A 19,330-nucleotide genomic window follows, 5' to 3' on the forward strand; every position below is an offset into this window, starting at 1 on the left:
ATAAAAAACAAATAATTATGCAGTATAATCTGGAAGCGGATTTTATACAAGGACGCCAAGACTTTTTGTTATAGATAATGTGTTTTTTATTTGTTTTTTATTGTTTGTCGAAAAAAAGAAATGAAGAGGAATTAATAAAAGGCACAAGGAATATCGGTAATATATAAGGCGATTGAATTCAAAACTGAATGAAGATAACCTGGCCATGCGGACAAGATTGAAGGCGGAAATCATATGGAATATTTATTTAAGCTTAAACGTTAATAATTCATGATTTAAACAGTATCTTCATAAGTATTAATAAATATAAATGAAAGATGTCGGCAATCCGTTTAAGCATTCATCCTGACAATCCACCCTTAAATAAGATTCTTACAGCTGTTGAAGTTGTTCGTAAAGGAGGCATTGTGATTTATCCAACAGATACGGTATATGCAATCGGATGCGATATTCATAATCAAAAAGCAGTAGAGCGGGTATGCCGACTAAAAAATATTCAACCTGGGAAAATCAATCTGTCTTTTATATGTCATGATTTAAGTCATATTTCTGAATATACAAAGGCGCTTCCCACACATGTATTTAAATTAATGAAACAAGTACTGCCAGGTCCTTATACATTTATATTGAATGCAAGTAATAATGTTCCGAATATTCTGAATACTAAAAAGAAAACCATTGGGATTCGTGTGCCGGATAATAAGATTGTTTTAATGTTGGTAAAGGAATTAGGTAATCCGCTATTGAGTACGTCTATCAAAAATGACGATGAAGTATTGGAATATACAACAGATCCAGATGAAATTTACGATCGCTATAAAAATTATGTAGACGTTATTATTGACGGCGGTTTTGGAGATAATGAGGCTTCAACTATCCTGGATTGTACCGGAACCGAAATTGAGGTTGTACGGGAAGGTAAGGGTAGTATAGAAGATTTGTAATTTTTTTCTCTGTTTATTGATATTTAATATTTGTAAAATCTTAAATGATGGATATAATTTTTAAAACCCAAATTGTATTCTGTTAATCAGTTGAATTTTGGTTTTATCTTTTTGATATTTACTATAAGCTGTCGATGCTATATAGAGCAATAGTATTCCGGCATGATGTTAAATAGTAAAAATAATTTTTATCAATGGATATACAAACTATTTATCAGGAGACAATAAAGTTTGCTGCAGCTAAACACCATGGGCAGACAGTACCTGGAACAAACCTGCCTTATATTGTTCATGTAAGCAACGTGGCCATGGAAGTTATGATGGCTGCTGAACATTCTGCAGGTTTTAATCTTGGTTTTGCTATTCAGGTTGCTTTGTTGCATGACACGCTTGAGGATACTTCAACTACTGTTGATGAACTTACGGGATTATTCGGACAAAATATCGCAGCCGCAGTTTCAGCTCTGACTAAAAATAAAGCGCTGCCTCAGTCAGAAAAAATGCAGGATAGTCTGAATAGAATTAAGTTGCTTCCGAAGGAAGTCTGGGCAGTTAAATTGGCAGATCGTATTACTAATCTGCAAAAACCACCATCGCATTGGAGCCCTGCTCAAATAAATACCTACAGGAATGAGGCTCTTATTTTATTGGATGAATTGACAGGAGGAAATGATTATTTGGAAGCGCGGTTAGGAAAGAAAATTATGAGTTACGATATATAGTTATGGCCTATGATGAAGGATTAGCAGAGCGTATACGAAAACGTTTTGCGGATTTGTCGCCTGTGGAAGAAAAAAAGATGATGGGCGGTTTGGTTTTTATGTATCACGACAAAATGTGCGCAGGTATTTTTAGAGGCGATTTGATGTGTCGTATAGATCCTGAATTGCAGGATGAACTGGTTGAAGAAAATGGTTGTCGGTCTATGGTGTTTAATAATCGTGTTATGAAAGGCTATATTCTTCTTGATGAGACAGCGATCCGGACACAAAAGCAATTTAATTATTGGATTGATTTGGCGCTGGAGTTTAATTCACGTGCAAAATCATCAAAGAAGAAAAAATAGAAATGTAATGCAAAACACAAAACGATTTATAAAATGAATTATGAATTATGAATTATGAATTATGAATTATGAATTATGAATTATGAATTATGAATTTTTCTAAAGCTCTTTTCAATTTATAATTTATAATTATTTAAACGACCGTTCCTTTTCTTACAACTTTTGCCTGTGAATGCTTCCAGCGTTTGTGTGACCAGAGCCAATTGGATGGTTGTTCTTTGATCGCAGCTTCCAGTCGTTTAATGTAGAGCTCTGTAACCTCATGGCCGTCTTTTGCAATGGGGAGATTTTTTAATGTTTCAAAGGTTACTTCATAATACCCCCGCTTAACGCGTTTCATTCCGACAAATAACACCGGCATCTGCATGGCTCCGCCAATCTTATCACCTCCAACATAGAAAGCCGTGTATTGGTTAAGGAAAGTACCCCAGTGTTGTATCTCGCTGTGCGGTGGGGTTTGATCTGCTACCATAGCCATCGAACGCACTGTTTTTCTGTTTTTAATCAACTCGCGTAATGTATCTTTCATGGCAACAGGGTTTGCTCCAAAACGTGCGCGAAGGTTATAAATAAACTTGTCCATTTTTTCATTGTGCAGCGGTTTATATACAGCATCAATCGGGTAAGGTGATTTAATAGCGCAAATCTGCAGTAGCCATTCCCAGTTACAAAGATGGCTTGTTAAGCCCAGGTTTGATTGCCCGCTATCCAGCACGGATAGCGGCAGTTCCATATTAGTGATGCGTACGCGTTTTTCAAGCTGTTCGCGATTCATGGAAATAAGCTTAAGAGATTCGAAGCTTACATCAGTCAGGTTCAGATAAAAATCTTTGGTGATTTTTTTTATTTCTTCCAGGCTTTTTTCAGGAAAAGAGTTTCGTAAGTTTTCATGTATTACCTTTGCTCTGTACCGAACAATATATTGTAGTACAAAGGCAGTAAAAGAAGATAGGCCATATAACAGCGGAAACGGTAGTTTGGATACAATACGTAAGAAAGCCTGAACCATGAATGTAAATATGATGACTGACAGCGACAAAAATACAAGTAAAAACGTAACTGTTCTTATTGATTTGCACTATTTACCTTCTGTGGCTTATTTCAGGGAATTTGCAGTTGCGGATCAGGTGATTCTGGAGGCTCATGAAACATTTCAGAAACAGACCTTTAGAAATCGATGTGAAATTCTTACATCGAATGGCCGGGAGTCCCTGATTGTGCCAATTGTGCATGGTGGGGAAAGTTATATAAAAGATGTTAAAATTGATTATTCCCAGCGCTGGTTTCAGATTCATGACCGTTCAATCCGTTCAGCCTACGGAAAAAGTCCCTTTTTTGAGTTTTATATGGATGAAATTTCCACAGTTTTACTGAAAAAACATACGTATTTATGGGATTTGAACCTGGAGCTACTGACACTCTGTCTTGAAAAATTAACATTTAAAACGCAATTATTAGAATCAAATTCGTATATTAAAGCGCAGGAAATGCCTGATTACTATAAAGATCTACGCGGAAAAATACTACCGCACCAACATTCTTCCAATGGGCAGAATGGCAGCCCCCAATATCAGCAGGTTTTTGGCAATGAATTTGTTACTAACCTCAGCATTATAGACCTGTTGTTTTGTGCGGTACTAGATTCTCCTGAATTGCTGAAATAAATTCAATATTTGCAATAAAAGAGCGGAAAAAGAAGAACTAAAGAAGCACTTACTACGTTTGTAAGTATGATGAACCTCATATTGTTGATAAGGTTTAAATAAAAAGCAATACATTTACAATACTTTGAATCATTACAAAAGAATCTAATATAAAACACATGGAAGCAAAATTTTCAAATCGGGTAAAAGAGGTGATTTCCTTAAGCCGGGAAGAAGCGTTGCGTTTGGGTCATGATTACATTGGTGCAGAACACCTGTTGCTAGGAATGATTCGCGAAGGAGAAGGTGTGGCAATTAGTTTATTAAAGAAACTAGGCATCACGTTAGATTCTTTGAAAAAGTCGCTTGAAGATGCTGTTCGGGGTACTGCCACAGGAAATGTGAAGAACCTTACGAATATCCCTTTAACAAGACAGGCTGAAAAAGTTTTAAAGATAACTTATCTGGAAGCTAAAATATTTAAGAGTGATCTGATTGGTACAGAGCATTTGTTGTTATCTGTCCTAAGAGATGAAGATAATGTCGCTACACAAATATTAAATAAGTTTGACATTACATATGATGTGATCAAGGAATTACTTGAATATCACACACACACACCTAAAGCTTCTGATGCAGAAGACGCGGATGATGATTCTTCACGTTTATTTGGCAGCGGAGGTACAGGTTCTGGCAAAGAAGCTGCAAGACCTGGAACAGAGAAATCAAGAACTCCGGTACTTGATAACTTTGGTCGTGATCTTACTAAATATGCGGAAGACGGAAAACTTGATCCGATTATTGGCCGTGAAAAAGAAATCGAACGTGTAGCGCAGATCCTTTCCCGTCGGAAAAAGAATAACCCTATTCTTATCGGTGAACCAGGTGTTGGAAAGACTGCCATTGCTGAAGGCCTTGCTTTACGAATCGTTCAGAAAAAAGTATCACGCGTATTGTTCGGCAAACGTGTGGTAACATTAGATCTTGCTTCACTTGTAGCAGGTACTAAGTACCGCGGCCAGTTTGAAGAACGTATGAAAGCAGTCATGAATGAACTGGAAAAATCACCTGAAGTGATTCTCTTCATTGATGAGATCCATACGATTGTCGGTGCAGGCGGGGCTTCAGGTTCTCTTGATGCATCGAACATGTTCAAGCCTGCTTTAGCGAGGGGAGACATACAATGTATTGGCGCTACTACACTTGATGAATATCGTCAGTATATTGAAAAAGACGGAGCATTGGCCCGCCGTTTTCAGATCGTAATGGTTGATGCTACTACACCTGAAGAAACTGTTCAGATCCTGAATAACATCAAAGAAAAATATGAAGATCACCATAACGTAATTTATTCTCCGGAAGCGCTTGAAGCTTGCGTGAAATTATCTGACCGTTATATCAGTGATCGTTTCTTGCCGGATAAAGCGATTGACGTATTGGATGAGGCTGGTGCGCGTGTGCACATCAACAATATCCATGTACCGGCCGATATCCTGAAACTGGAAGAACAGATTGAGAATATCAAGAAAGAAAAAAATAAAGTTGTTAAGAGTCAGAAATACGAAGAGGCTGCTCAATTGAGAGACTCAGAGAAAAAACTGATCGAACAGCTGGATAATGCAAAGCTTCGTTGGGAAGAAGAAACCAAGAAAAAACGTTATCATGTAAAAGAGGAAAACGTTGCTGAAGTAATTGCGATGATGACAGGTATTCCTTCTGCCCGTGTAGCGCAGAAAGAATCGTTGAAATTGTTAAGCATGAGCTCAGACCTTAAGGCTGCTGTTGTAGGACAGGATCAGGCGATTGAAAAATTGGTGAAAGCGATTCAACGTACGCGTGTAGGTCTGAAAGATCCTAAAAAACCAATCGGTTCATTTATCTTCTTAGGTCCTACAGGTGTTGGTAAAACAGAGCTTGCTAAATCGTTAGCAAAATACTTATTCGATAAAGAAGACTCACTGGTACGTATCGATATGTCTGAGTATATGGAGAAATTCTCCGTATCAAGACTGGTTGGTGCCCCTCCGGGATACGTTGGATATGAAGAAGGTGGTCAGTTGACTGAAAAGATCCGTCGTAAGCCATACAGCGTTGTATTGCTTGATGAGATTGAGAAAGCGCACACGGATGTGTTCAACTTAATGCTTCAGGTATTGGATGACGGTATCTTAACAGATGGTTTAGGCAGAAGAGTTGATTTCAGAAATACGATCATTATCATGACATCCAATATCGGTGTTCGTGATTTGAAAGATTTCGGATCTGGCATTGGTTTCAATACACAATCCCGTAAGGAGAATGTAGATGAAATGATGAAAGGTACTATACAGAATGCTTTGCGTAAAGCATTCTCTCCTGAATTCTTAAACCGCTTGGATGATGTGATCGTGTTCAACTCGTTGACAAGAGAAGATATCCATGTAATCATCGATATTACATTGGCAAAAGTATTCTCAAGAATCACAACGTTAGGTTATACAATTGAGCTGACGGATAAGGCGAAGGATTTCTTAGCTGAGAGAGGTTATGACCAACAGTACGGTGCGCGTCCGTTGAATAGAGCAATACAGAAATATCTTGAAGATCCGATTGCCGAAGAAATTCTGAAAGGTGATGTTCAGGAAGGTGATACGATTCTTGCTGACTATAAAGACGGTGCAGATGGTTTGACTGTTCGCAACAAGAAACAAGCCGAGGAAACAACTGAAGGCGAAAAAGAGAAATAAGAAGATAGCTTAACGTACAACGTTTAGAGCTGAATGAATAACTGAAAGTCCCGCTGATATTAATTAGCGGGACTTTTTTTTGAATGAATAATTTAACCTGATTTATGAAATTAGTACTGACTTTTTTGCTTCTTATATCTTTTTGTGGCTTTTCGCAAACACAGAACTTTGATTCTCTATTAGCAAAAGGTAAAGCTGAATTTAAAAAAGATTTTGATCATCAGGATTATACTGCAGCAGCCGGATATCTGGAAGAAGCTGTGGCATTAAAGCCTGATCATGCGGAAGCACATTATTTTTTAGGCTATGCCTATAGCAGGATAAATTCCAAAGACGGCAAGGGACTGATCGATATGGATCTTTCCTTACTTTATAAAGCCTCTGCTGAGTTTGAAACCGTCAACAGGCTTACTCCTAAGTATACCGGCGAAAGTGTAATACTGGATCCTTACACTAAATTAACATCGGAGTGGGGCTCGATGGCAATGTGTTATTGGCATAACAATAAAAAAGATTCTGCGGTATGGGCCTTTAACCAAGGTAAGCAGCGAGGAGGTTTTGATGAATTCATACTTGCATTAAACAGAAATGTTTTAGAACTATGCAGCCAAAATGCCATCTTGATTTCATCCGGTGATGCTTTTACTATACCATTATGGTATTTACAAATCGTTGAAGGATATAGAAAAGACGTGTCTGTTATTGATATTAGTTTATTAAACACGGTTTGGTATCCAAGATATCTGACTGAACAGAAAAGTGTTCAGTTTGATAAACCTCAGTCAGAAATCGATACGCTTGAATATTGTTTCTGGGAAGAAAAAACTGTTGAAATAGGCAATTTTTCATGGGTAGTGAAGCCCAGCTATTATGATCAATATTTATTGCGGCGCGATCGTCTATTTCTTAGTATGCTTAAGAAAAATAATTTTGCGCGCGACCTTTATTTTACCACATCATTTTCAAAAAATGAACAACTGAGTCTGGAGCGCTATCTGCAATCTTTTATATTAGTCGATAAATTAAATCCCAAAGATCAGTCTCTCATGGAGCCTGCTTTATATAAAAAAGAGATCACTAAAATTTTGCTGCTTGTAAATAAAGTTAATGTGAATAGTGAAACAGAGCTCCTATTTACAGATCATATTCGTTATGATGTATTGAGACGAATATTTATGTTTATAGAACATGATGATAAAGAGCATGCCCGTGAGTTAAAGCATCTGCTGGATACATATATTAATGGAAAAGAATATCCATACAGCAGCGAGGGAATGAAGCAATTTGCTGCTAATATTCTAAAAGAGTTGGATTAAATAAATATCGCTTACACGGATGACCAACGAACAAACTGCAATACGGACTACAATCATCAGCATTGCTGCAAATATTTGTCTCGCGATAGTGAAGGCTGTTGCCGGTATTTTGGGGAATTCCTATGCATTGATAGCAGATGCAATTGAGTCTACTACGGATATTTTTTCTTCTTTATTGGTTTTATTTGGTTTACAATATGCAAGTAAGCCTGCTGATAAAAATCACCCGTATGGACACGGACGTGCCGAACCGCTGATCACATTTATTGTGGTCTGTTTTCTTGTCGGTTCAGCAATCTTTATTGCTTACAAAAGTATCCTGAATATTAACACACCCCATGAATTGCCTAAGGTCTGGACCTTGCTGGTACTATTACCTTTGATTATCTGGAAGGAAATATCGTTTCGCCTGGTGATGAAAAAGGCAAAAGATATTAATAGTTCATCTTTGAAGGCCGATGCATGGCATCATAGAAGCGACGCGGTAACTTCTGTGGCAGCATTTATCGGCATTTCAATAGCTGTGTATTTTGGGAAGGGGTATGAGGCGGCAGACGACTGGGCGGCGTTGTTTGCTTCAGGATTTATTATTTATAACAGTTATCTTATCTTTAGACCTGCTCTCGGTGAGATCATGGATGAGAATTTACATGAAGATCTGATTGCTGAAATCAGAAAGGTTGCCTTGACGGTTGATGGTGTCCTTGCAACGGAAAAATGTTTTGTCCGGAAAGCTGGCATGAAATATCATGTAGACCTGCATGCTGTGGTTGACGCAACAATTTCAGTTAAGCGCGGGCACGATATTTCACATAAATTGAAAGATGCATTGCGTGCTCAGATTCCCCAACTGGGGCACGTGTTGATCCATATTGAGCCAAGTGAATAAATGGTAGAAGTGAGACATGAATACTAAACTAGTTTAAAATAGGACATCCGAAGCAACATGAAAATTTCTTATGTAAGTACATTTGATCCGGCTGATGTTTCATATTGGTCGGGCCTTGGTCACAACATGGCAAAAATGCTCGAAGGTGAAAATGCAGATATGGAATATGTCAGCAATGTGTCATCCAAACTTCGATATCCTTTGAAAGTTAAAGGTCTCCTGTACCGGAATGTATTGAGAAAAGAATTCGATATCAATCGTGAACCAATGCTTGCAAGGCAGTATGCAAAAGAGATTCAACAGCGCCTGTCTTCAAATACAGATGTGATATTTTCTCCAAGTACAATCCCTGTTTCCTTGCTGGAAACAAAAAAGCCTAAAGTCATTTATACAGATGCTACGTTTGCTGCTATGCTAGGCTTTTACGAATCGTTTTCAAATTATTGCAAAGAAACCATTAAACATGGCAATTATCTGGAGCAGATGGCTCTCGATTCTTCTCAGCTGATTATCTATTCTTCTGATTGGGCCGCTAAATCTGCAGCAGAGCATTATAAGATCAATCCGGATAAAATTAAGGTAGTGCCTTTTGGCGCCAATATGCCTTGTGATAGAAACCTGGATGATATAAAAACAATTGTTACTTCGCGCTCAACTGATACGTTGCATCTTTTATTTCTCGCAGTAGACTGGCAACGCAAAGGAGGCGATCTTGCCTTAAACATTGTACGCCGGTTGAACGAGGCAGGCGTTAAAACGAAACTTCATGTTGTAGGTGTACGAACGTTGCCATTTGAGCGGGTACCGGATTGTATTGTAAATCATGGCTACATCAGTAAAGGTACTAAAGAAGGTATAAACAAGCTTGAGCGATTATTCAGAGAAAGTCATTTTCTATTACTACCCTCGGTTGCTGATTGTACACCTATCGTATATTCTGAAGCAAACTCTTTTGGGCTGGCGTGTATTACTACCAATGTAGGCGGTATACCAACCATTGTAAGGGACGATGTGAATGGCAAGGTGTTTTCGCTAAGCGAACCTTCAGGAGAATGGGCGGCTTATATAGCCTCCATATTCTCCAATAAAAAAGCGTATGAAAGCTTATGTTTATCTTCTTTCGCTGAGTATGAAAACCGATTGAACTGGAAAACAGCGGGGAGGACAATTATGGGCTATATGAAAGAACTGTAAAACTACTTGTAAATAAAAGTCGATTTTAAAATGCTTTATTTACAAGTAGATTTTCAATACTTCGGTTCAATGTATTTTGTTTTCAATTTTGGCCCCTTCTCATATTTTTGTTTTTTAGCTCGTGGAGTTTTGGGGAGCCCCCAATTTTGAAATAGTATATATCCTCCGCGAATTGTTCCTGATAAATAATTGCAAGGCGAAGTTACATGATCTGAGTAGGTAAGCGTGCCATTCTGCAGATGTTGGTAATCACCGCTCATCATATTAGATGAAAAACTGTATTTTGCACCTAAATATAAATTACATCTGGCAATACAAAAGTTGATCCCGCCTTCCAAATAATACTGCACAAAAAAAGGATTAGCGTGAATGGTGAAATCAAGTTCCTGGTTTGTAGATGCTTTGTATTGTTGAGCTGTGTTGGTGTAATATGGTGGAGGATCCGAGAATATACTATTCGTGTTGAAATTGAAATTCATTCCGGCAGTAACATAGATGTTCATTAAATATTGTGATGCAGCCGGTAATGAATAATAATAGTAGGCTGAAATTGTAGGGGCAACATAGATTTGTCCAAAGGCAAAGCTGCCGATATAATTTGTATCAGAAAGCGTTGCATTGAACGCTTTGTCAACAAAGGCAAAATCTACTCCTGATTTTATAAAACCAGCTTCTATAGCATATTTTTCCTGAAAGCGATATTGTAATTTAATGTGCCAATCCCAGTTGCCTGTAAAATAATCGCCATAATAAATATTCCGCCTTTCCAGGATAGCTCCCTGACTGGAGAATTTGTAGCCACGGGTTGCGTCTCCAAGAGAGCCGCCGAGATTCAAGCTGAGTCCGTTTACGGTATATTTTTGAAAATAATCAATTTGTGCATGTGCCTGTATTGAAAACAATAAGCTCATGAATAATAAAAGTTGTTTCATTGGCTTAGTATAATAAAGAGTACAAAACAAACGTAGCAGATAAATCAGTAGATAATCTGTTTTCTGAAAAATAAATGGGATTAGACATTGAACTGTTTGGGAATAATTTGTTCTATCGCCAATGCGATCAGCATACCATACAGCACTGAACCAAAATATAACATCCGCGCCGCATCACCTGAGATAAGCGCATGGATAAGAATGCAAGCAAAAAAGATCCAGTAATATTTTTCAACCGAAATCTTCCAGCTGTTTCTGATAGATTTATTTAATGTGCCGTAAACAATCACAAAAGAGAATATACCAAGCACAGTAAATATTTCTCCCAAACCACGAACACTAAGCAGCGTTTCTAACGTCTCGGTGGTTTGATTTACGTGTCGGATAAAAATTTCAATCAATGTTTCCTTCGCTACGGTTGCTGTTTCTGTCATTGGTAGCGAGATGTCTATTAGCGCATGTTCTGTAAATAAAACTGCCAGGCTGGCTATTATTAATCCTGCGCGTAAATACCAGGTGCCAGGCCCGGCCAGTAGAATCAATGGTGCGAACAAAAGGAAAGATTCTTTAGCTAAACCACCGGATAAAACGACTACTGCAAATAAGATGGCATTCTTAGTTTTTATGCTATAAAGCAATCCTGCAATAGCAATCAGATATAAACTATCAGTTAAAGGCAGGCCTGCAATATAAGCAACCCAACGGCTTGTTAAAACCGCTGTTAATGCAATCACAACAGCGGTCAGTTGATTGCAATACAAACGGATAATTTTATATGTCATCCAGCCATAAAAAGCAGTTAGCAAAGTATTTATGATAAAATAAGCGAGTTGTAAGGGCCATAGGCTTTCGGTGCGATGCGGCCATAGTTTTGTATAAATTGCCTGTAACGGCCATGCAATAAATTTTGCTGTACACGGAATAATAAATCGGTACCGGTGTACAGGATTTACATCGTAATCATCATTTGACATCGCCAGGTAACTTTCTGTATCAATCGAGTGCGAAAAATCATAATGCACATACATGTTGTATGCAGGCCCGATGAGGATCGCGAGACAGAAGAGATAGGGAATGAGAAAGGTCTTCAATTATGAATTATGAGTTATGAATTAACATGAAGTTTAAAGCATTAAGCCTTCAGCATTAAGCCTTCGGCCTGTATCAGTATCCTCCGTTCAGCTTTCTGATTACCCACTCACCACTTACCAGCGCAAATAAAAGCAGCAGAATCCATGGAAGATTGATGATTTCATTCAGGCTTTCTTTGGAACGGATAATGGTTTTGAAATTTCTTTCTTTAATTTTTGCCAGTAAAGCGTCTACATTATTTGCGGGATAGAATACACCGTTACTTTTATTAGAGATAGTTCTTAATAAATTGAAATCAGCTTTTATAGTCAAAGCTTCCATGCTGGTTTTGCGAATAATAAATTCGCCGCTGCTTTTTTCCGGTTTGCCGTTCAGCGTTGCGCTGGCGGTGTATTTATACACCCCTTCTGCTAACCCCTTTACTTCAAAACGATTGTTACCTAAACTTGTGGCAAAGGTATAACTGAACGTTTTACCCTCTTCGTTTTTAATCTGTAGCGCAATGTCTACACCATAGATACGTTCCATGATGTCGTTGTATAACTCAGCTTCAAAATACAAATGTTCGCCGCTTTGTAAATCATTCACCGTAGGATATACACGGAATTTGCGTTTGTCACTGTCGTTAGAAATATACTGCACGCACTTTTGAATAAACTCATCAAAGGTTGCAGTATTCTGTTGGGTCAATTGATTGTGCAAACGCCACTGCCAGATGCCCTCACCGGCAAGTACCATGGTTTCACGGTTTGCAGAAATGCTTAATAAAGGTTTGGTGGTAGCGACACGGCCGATACGCTGGAAGAGAATTGGTAAACCATCCTGCTTGAAAACATAATCGCCGAATGCACACTGTAATGGTGGTGCCGTAGATAAAAGGTCAGATAAACCTGGCGGCATGATGAAACGGTCGAAAGAACTGTTTACATCACCGAAGACAAGGTCTTTTTGTCCGCTGCGTACATTGATCTGCAGCAGGTTATTTGTCTGGTTGAACGCTTGTATGTTGGTCTGGTTGCTGATGATGTACCACTTTGGTGTTTTGCCTGCAACCAGCGCATCGAATTCTTTCTTACCGGTATTGGTGCCGTCCGGGAAATGATGCAGGATTATCAGACTGTAATTATCTGCTTTGTAATCGCTAATACCGGGAATGAATATAGATACTTCAATATTTTCCTTCGCACTCAGTGCGGCTTGAATAGCTTTAATATCCGGGTGAGGCGAAGGGGCTGCGATCAGCACCTTTTGTTTATTGTCGACAATATCAATGTAAACATGCTGGTTATTATTCTCTGCAGTAAATTCTCCTGTTTGCGGTACCACTTCAAGTACATAATGCTGTATGCCTACAGTTTCAGAGGAAAGTCTGAATTCAACCGGATCCTGGATCTCATTTTTAGATAACGTGATCTTTTTTGTTTCAAGCACTTTATTACCTTGTCTTAACTGTAAGGTTGCTGTTTTGCCGGAGAAGCCTTTGTGCGCCAATTCTGCAACGATAGGGAAGGTATTGCCTTTGAATGCAAGTTTGTTATGAATGGCAGCAACCAGACGGACATCTTTCTGATCCGTCGTGTCGCCTACGCCTAAGGTAAACACCGGGGCAGAAGAAGGTGTAATACCCGGATTCATACCCACATTATAGATTCCGTCGGATAGCAGGATACTTGCGCAGATATTGCGGCCGCTTTCTTCCTGCCGTGGTTCCTGTAATAGTTTGTTCAGGTTTGAACTTGGGTAATTGAATTGAATCTGGTCAGGTTCCTGTTTGCCATTGAATGAATAGGTGCTGGTTTCAATACCATCTTTATTCAACTCTGAACGAAGTTTATTTAATGCGGCGGTCCAGGCAAGGCGCTGTGTAGAGTCGCTCGTTAATTTCAATGATGCTGAATTGTCTATATGTAACAGTACAAGCGGTTTTTCTTTTGTATTTTCAAAATAGCGGATTACCGGACCGAACAGCAGATATACTAAAAGTGTTACCAGTACAAAGCGCAGCCCTGCAAGAAGGTAATTGGTTCTTTTATTCCATAGTGTATTTTTAATAGAATAAAGAATATAAGAATAGACAGCACCTATAGCAATACAAAGAAGAATAAACCAAGGTGAGCTGGAAGCGTAAAGTGAAATGCCGTTCATAGATAAAAGAAATCCTGCACCGGTTTGGATGCAGGATTGAAGATAAAAAGAATTTTGCAAAACCTATGAGAATAGCACTGTCAACTTTCAAAAACCTATGAGGTTTTCTAAATAGATAAGAGGCTAATTCTGATTTGTAAAGGTGATTGTTAATAAAACCTCATCGGTTTAGTTACAATTAAACCCAGAACTAGGTTAACATGCCGCCGTCAACCTGCAGAACTTGCCCGGTTATGTAAGCAGAAAGTTCAGAACCAAGGAATACGCATGCATTAGCTACGTCTTCGCTTTTACCAGCACGTTTCAACGGAATACCATTTTCCCATTCAGCTTTTACTTTCGGATCCAGCACTTCTGTCATTTCAGTTTCGATGAAACCCGGAGCGATTGCGTTTGAACGGATGTTACGTGAACCCAATTCCTGCGCCACCGATTTCGTGAAGCCAACAATCCCCGCTTTAGATGCAGCGTAGTTTGTTTGTCCGGCGTTACCGCTGATACCAACTACTGAAGTCATGTTTATGATTGAACCTGCTTTAGCCTTCATCATTGGCTTTAATGCCGCTTTTGTAAGGTTGAAAACAGACTTTAAGTTTACTTCGATAACAGTATCCCACTGTTCTTCGGACATACGCATCAGTAAGCCGTCTTTTGTGATACCGGCGTTGTTTACAACAATGTCCAGCTGACCGAAATCAGCTAAAACTGCCGTTACCAGATCTTCTGCTTCGTTATATTTAGATGCATCAGAGCGGTAGCCTTTCGCTTTTATACCCATTGCCTGTAATTCTTTTTCTACAGCCTGGCCTTTTTCAACACTGGATAAATAGGTAAATGCAACATTTGCACCTTCCTGTGCATATCGTATGGCAATTGATTTGCCGATACCTTTTGATGCTCCGGTAATCAGAGCAGTTTTTCCGCTAAGTAAGCCCATTTTACGATGTTTAAAATTTGTATTAAGGTCAAATATAGGCTAGAAATTCCAAAGAACAAATTCCAAACAGCTTAGCCAAAAGCTTAACGCTTAAAGCCTAATGTTTTGCGCGTTAAGCTTCTGTGGTATAATTACAGATTTATGCGCAGTTAAAATTGAACTTAACTACAAATCAGTTGATAAATGCAATCGATAAATGTAACAAAGGAAAAAGCCTTAGGCATTAAGCCTTTAGCGTTAAGCTAAATTATGAAGATAGTTAATTGATTATTAAACAGATGATTGTGTAACAATCTACGCATTTTCCGGCGGAATCCTTTCTTATAAGTCTAAATCCCTTAAATTTGCACCCGTAATTTATACGTAATAAAGATATGTCAACAAAATACGATGTTATAGTGATCGGTAGCGGTCCTGGTGGATATGTAGCTGCAATCAGAGCTTCTCAATTGGGAAAGAAAGTAGCGGTAGTTGAGAAAGCAGAATTAGGCGGTATTTGTTTGAACTGGGGATGTATCCCTACAAAAGCGCTTTTGAAAAGTGCTCAGGTATATGAATACATAAAACATGCAAAAGATTACGGTATCAATGTTGGTACAGCTGAAGCAGATTTCACAGCTGTTGTAAAGCGCAGCCGTGATGTAGCAGCCGGTATGAGCAAAGGCGTTCAGTTCCTGATGAAGAAAAATAAAATCGAAATCATCGCCGGTTTCGGTAAGCTGGCTAAAAGCAAGCAGGTTGAAGTTACAGACGATAAAGGTAATAAAAGTCTTTATGCTGCTGACCATATTATTCTGGCAACCGGTGGCCGCGCACGCGAATTGCCGAATGTAAAGATTGATAACAACAAAATCATCGGTTACCGTAAGGCGATGGTGCTGGAGTCTAAACCTGAAAGCATGGTGATCATGGGATCAGGTGCGATCGGTGTGGAATTCGCATACTTCTATGCAACAATGGGTACAAAGGTTACAATCGTTGAATACTTACCGAACATTGTTCCGGTTGAAGACGAAGAAATTTCCAAGCAATTGGAAAAAGAATATAAAAAAATGGGCATCAACATTATGACCGGGGCTGCTGTTGAATCTGTAGATACAGCAGGTAAAGGGTGTAAAGTGAAAGTTAAGAAAGGTGATGCGATTGAAACTATTGAATGTGATATCGTACTTTCTGCCGTTGGTGTTACTACGAACATTGAAGGTATTGGTCTGGAAGATGTAGGTGTTGCTACAGACAAAGGACGTGTATTGGTAGATGATTTCTACAAAACAAATATCCCGGGTATTTATGCAATCGGTGATATCGTGAAAGGTCCTGCATTGGCACACGTTGCTTCCCACGAAGGTATTATCTGTGTAGAGAAAATTGCAGGTTTGAATCCCGAACCGATGGATTACGGTAACATCCCGGGTTGTACATACTGTACACCAGAGATCGCTTCTGTAGGTTTGACTGAAAAAGCAGCTAAAGAAAAAGGATACGAATTGAAAGTAGGTAAGTTTCCGTTCTCTGCGTCTGGTAAGGCGAGCGCTGCCGGTGCAAAAGAAGGCTTTGTGAAAGTTATCTACGATGCAAAATATGGTGAGTTACTAGGTGTACACATGATTGGCGCAAATGTTACCGAGATGATTGCTGAAGCAGTTGTTGCACGTAAGCTGGAAGCTACAGGCCATGAGATCATCAACGCCGTTCACCCGCACCCGACAATGTCTGAGGCGATCATGGAAGCGACTGCCGCTGCATACGGTGAAGTGATCCACTTATAAGAATTACACGAGCAGGTTATATTGTAAAAAGGTCACGTTGAAAAGCGTGACCTTTTTTGCTGTCTATGTCTGCACTAATTTACATGATGGGATGAATTTAAATTTTTCTTGCGCCGGTATTTAGTATATTTACATCAAACGATCCAAGCAGGCAAATGAAAAGAATTGAATTTTTAGATGGATTAAGGGGGATTGCAATTTTATTAGTAATTATTTTTCATGCTTTTTCCAGATGGCCAACCATTGTGCCATACGGAAATACATATGGTGAATTCCCCCTTTTTGAATACGGCTATTTAGGGGTTCAATTATTCTTTTTGATTTCCGGATTTGTTATTCTGATGTCATTAGAAAAAAGTAGTTCTTTTTTCAATTTTATATATAAAAGATGGCTGAGATTATTTCCAACAATGCTTATTGCAACAATTTTAATCTATGCCACAGCTCATTTTTTATATGAGAGACCTGCAGGAATACCTAATATATATTCTGTCATACCAGGTTTGATCTTTACAGAACCTAGCTGGGTAAAAGCAATTACAGGAATTCCTATAAATCGTTTAGAAGGTTCTTTTTGGTCCTTATATGTTGAATTTAAATTCTATTTTATATTTGGTTTAACGTATTTTATTTGGGGAGGTAAAAAAGCAATTGCTGTAATTTTTTCAATGTACTTAGTATATGTCATAGCGGATGAATTCAACATTCGGCTTTTAACCGTGTTGTCAAATGCTTTCTCATTTAAATTTTTCAGTTGGTTTGCAAGCGGCTCATTAGCCTATTTATATTTCGGTAGTAAAAATTTAAAGTATTTATACCTTTCAATTTTAGTAGGTATAGTTGAGGTCTTCAGATACCAGTATGATATAACATTGATGCTGTATTCCATGGTTATTCTGCTTGTGTTTTTTATACCTGTTTATTTTGAGAAAAGCAGATTTTTAATTGGCAATAAAGTGTTGCTTTTTTTAGGATTTATAAGTTATCCCTTATACCTGATCCATGAAAATGCGATGATTGCCTTGATTTGTAAAATTCACAAATTCGTTGATATGCCACTTATTTTGCTGCCTGTTATATCCATAACCATTATAATTTTTATATCATATCTTATTGTGAAAATAGCAGAACCTTTTGTACATAGACTGATTGTTCAGGTAGTGGCTAATGTGAATGATAAGTTCGTAAAGTGGAGGGCAAAGGATAAATAACGGCTTTAGTGATTCAATTTTTAATAAATGAAGAGATGTATTTTAAAAATAAAGTTTGCAGACAATCTATAGAATGATCCCGATGAATTTAATAACAGGCTGTTATAACGAAATGTTTCCATGTATTATAGCATTAGTGTTTAAGAGCTGAAGATGAGATAAAACAATTCAAATAAAAAAATAAATATGCAACAGTTATTAAGTTACAAATTGAGTAAGGTAATACTATCTGCTCTTTTCTCTTTGGTTTTGGTACTGATTATTCAGGAACCTTTTTTCAATGTATCTCAAAACTATGTGCTGTTTCTATTATTCTTCTCGGTGGCCTTGTGGCTCACAGAAGCTGTACCGGCGTATGTAGTGAGTTTGTTCATCATCGCTTATCTGGTATTTACCTTAGGGAACCCATTCTTAAATCCGGATCCGGTAAAAATTGATGCTTATGTAAATACCTTTTCAAGCAGTGGTATCTGGCTGATTATGGGTGGCTTTTTCATTGCCTCCGCCATGACCAAAACAGGATTGGATAAAACACTTTTCTCTTTTGCTATCCGGTTATCCGGCGTAGAACCAGGGCGGATCTTTACAGGGATCATGCTGATCACCATGTGTATGTCCATGTTCATGTCCAATACGGCAACAACAGCCATGATCCTGGCATCTGTAATGCCGTTATTGCTGGCATTGGGTAAAGAGAGCGGTCTTACAAAAGCATTACTGATAGGAGTTCCCGTAGCGTCAACGATCGGTGGTATGACAACTGTTATTGGCAGTCCGCCCAACATCATTACAGCTTCCTTATTACAAAAGGCCGGAGATCCGATCGGATTTGTAGAATGGTTGAAATACGGCGTACCTGTAGTTGCTGTTTTATTTGTTGTGTCGGTATGGACAATCAGGAAATATTTTATACGCACTGCTGTTACTATTCCCGATGGTGTGTTTGATTCGACGAAGGATGCGATTGATGTGAATCCGTTTCACCGCATTGCGGTAATCTGTATCATCATCGTTACGATCCTGTTCTGGTTAACATCATCCATACATCATATTCCGGTAGCAACGGTTTGCGCTATTCCGCTGGTATTGTTTCCGGCCCTCGGCATCATGGATGCAAAGGATATCAAGAGTATTTCCTGGGATACGTTATTTTTGGTAGCCGGAGGGTTGGCTTTAGGACTTGCTTTAGAGGATACAAAATTATTGAATCATTATGCAAAAGAATTGCTTGCTTTGAACATGAGTCCGCTTGTGCTGATTATCTTCTTCTGTTATTTAACCATGATCGTATCCAATGTGATGAGCAATACTGCAGCCAGCAGCATCATGATTCCACTGGGAATGTCCATCATGCCTGGCGCGGAGAGGGAAGCTGCTATTGTTATAGCACTGTCTGCATCTGTAGCCCTGCTCTTTCCGGTGTCTTCTCCCTCCAATGCTATTGTTTACAGTACAGGCATGCTGGA

16 protein-coding genes are annotated in these 19,330 nt (G+C 38.6%); 11 read left to right on the top strand and 5 right to left on the bottom strand.

All coding sequences use genetic code 11. The features are described 5' to 3' along the window. Positions 1-317: 317 nt before the first annotated feature. From ACTHJT_RS04680 to ACTHJT_RS04690, 3 genes are all read left to right on the top strand, one after another. Positions 318-944, top strand: a complete 627-nt coding sequence (locus tag ACTHJT_RS04680; RefSeq protein ID WP_440236696.1) for an L-threonylcarbamoyladenylate synthase — start codon at positions 318-320, stop codon at positions 942-944. A 194-nt stretch (positions 945-1,138) separates the two neighbouring features. Further along, positions 1,139-1,666, top strand: coding sequence for an HD domain-containing protein (locus ACTHJT_RS04685; RefSeq protein WP_440236698.1), 528 nt, complete (start codon positions 1,139-1,141; stop codon positions 1,664-1,666). 2 nt (positions 1,667-1,668) lie between these two features. Next, the gene (locus ACTHJT_RS04690) at positions 1,669-2,010 is read left to right on the top strand and encodes a TfoX/Sxy family protein (RefSeq protein WP_440236699.1); all 342 of its coding nucleotides are present in this window, start codon (positions 1,669-1,671) and stop codon (positions 2,008-2,010) included. A 133-nt stretch (positions 2,011-2,143) separates the two neighbouring features. Here the strand turns inward: ACTHJT_RS04690 and ACTHJT_RS04695 are convergent, their stop codons facing one another. Next, positions 2,144-3,019, bottom strand: coding sequence for a lysophospholipid acyltransferase family protein (locus tag ACTHJT_RS04695; RefSeq protein ID WP_440236700.1), 876 nt, complete (start codon positions 3,017-3,019; stop codon positions 2,144-2,146). A 10-nt stretch (positions 3,020-3,029) separates the two neighbouring features. On the opposite strand from ACTHJT_RS04695, the gene ACTHJT_RS04700 reads away from it, so the two are divergent. From ACTHJT_RS04700 to ACTHJT_RS04720, 5 genes are all read left to right on the top strand, one after another. After that, a complete protein-coding gene (locus ACTHJT_RS04700) occupies positions 3,030-3,674 on the top strand; it encodes a WbqC family protein (protein ID WP_440236701.1) in 645 nt (214 codons plus the stop codon). A gap of 158 nt (positions 3,675-3,832) precedes the next feature. Then, entirely contained in the window at positions 3,833-6,379 is a 2,547-nt protein-coding gene (locus ACTHJT_RS04705; protein WP_440236703.1) for an ATP-dependent Clp protease ATP-binding subunit, read from the top strand. A 104-nt stretch (positions 6,380-6,483) separates the two neighbouring features. Beyond that, positions 6,484-7,695 carry a tetratricopeptide repeat protein gene (locus ACTHJT_RS04710; protein ID WP_440236705.1) on the top strand — a complete coding sequence of 404 codons (1,212 nt, stop codon included), beginning with the start codon at positions 6,484-6,486 and terminating at the stop codon, positions 7,693-7,695. Between the two features lie 19 nt (positions 7,696-7,714). Next, positions 7,715-8,584 (top strand): cation diffusion facilitator family transporter, encoded by an 870-nt coding sequence (locus ACTHJT_RS04715; protein WP_440236707.1) that lies wholly within the window; start codon positions 7,715-7,717, stop codon positions 8,582-8,584. Positions 8,585-8,641: 57 nt separating this feature from the next. Then, on the top strand, positions 8,642-9,778 hold the full coding sequence (locus ACTHJT_RS04720) for a glycosyltransferase family 4 protein (protein WP_440236709.1): 1,137 nt from the start codon (positions 8,642-8,644) through the stop codon (positions 9,776-9,778). Positions 9,779-9,831: 53 nt separating this feature from the next. Here the strand turns inward: ACTHJT_RS04720 and ACTHJT_RS04725 are convergent, their stop codons facing one another. The 4 genes from ACTHJT_RS04725 to fabG all read right to left on the bottom strand — a co-directional run bounded on the left by ACTHJT_RS04725 (position 9,832) and on the right by fabG (position 14,884). Next, positions 9,832-10,710 carry a hypothetical protein gene (locus ACTHJT_RS04725; RefSeq protein WP_440236711.1) on the bottom strand — a complete coding sequence of 293 codons (879 nt, stop codon included), beginning with the start codon at positions 10,708-10,710 and terminating at the stop codon, positions 9,832-9,834. Between the two features lie 80 nt (positions 10,711-10,790). Continuing rightward, entirely contained in the window at positions 10,791-11,801 is a 1,011-nt protein-coding gene (locus tag ACTHJT_RS04730) for a hypothetical protein (protein WP_440236713.1), read from the bottom strand. 73 nt (positions 11,802-11,874) lie between these two features. After that, positions 11,875-13,947 carry a hypothetical protein gene (locus tag ACTHJT_RS04735; RefSeq protein ID WP_440236715.1) on the bottom strand — a complete coding sequence of 691 codons (2,073 nt, stop codon included), beginning with the start codon at positions 13,945-13,947 and terminating at the stop codon, positions 11,875-11,877. Positions 13,948-14,137: 190 nt separating this feature from the next. Continuing rightward, positions 14,138-14,884 (bottom strand): 3-oxoacyl-[acyl-carrier-protein] reductase, encoded by a 747-nt coding sequence (fabG, locus tag ACTHJT_RS04740; RefSeq protein WP_440236717.1) that lies wholly within the window; start codon positions 14,882-14,884, stop codon positions 14,138-14,140. A gap of 374 nt (positions 14,885-15,258) precedes the next feature. On the opposite strand from fabG, the gene lpdA reads away from it, so the two are divergent. The 3 genes from lpdA to ACTHJT_RS04755 form a co-directional block, all read left to right on the top strand. Further along, positions 15,259-16,653, top strand: coding sequence for a dihydrolipoyl dehydrogenase (lpdA, locus tag ACTHJT_RS04745; protein ID WP_440236718.1), 1,395 nt, complete (start codon positions 15,259-15,261; stop codon positions 16,651-16,653). A gap of 155 nt (positions 16,654-16,808) precedes the next feature. After that, entirely contained in the window at positions 16,809-17,864 is a 1,056-nt protein-coding gene (locus ACTHJT_RS04750) for an acyltransferase family protein (RefSeq protein WP_440236720.1), read from the top strand. A gap of 186 nt (positions 17,865-18,050) precedes the next feature. After that, a partial coding sequence (locus ACTHJT_RS04755) for an SLC13 family permease (RefSeq protein WP_440236721.1) occupies positions 18,051-19,330 on the top strand: 1,280 nt, incomplete at its 3' end.

Source organism: Cytophaga sp. (genome assembly GCF_051961495.1).
GTDB lineage: Bacteria > Bacteroidota > Bacteroidia > Cytophagales > Cytophagaceae > Cytophaga.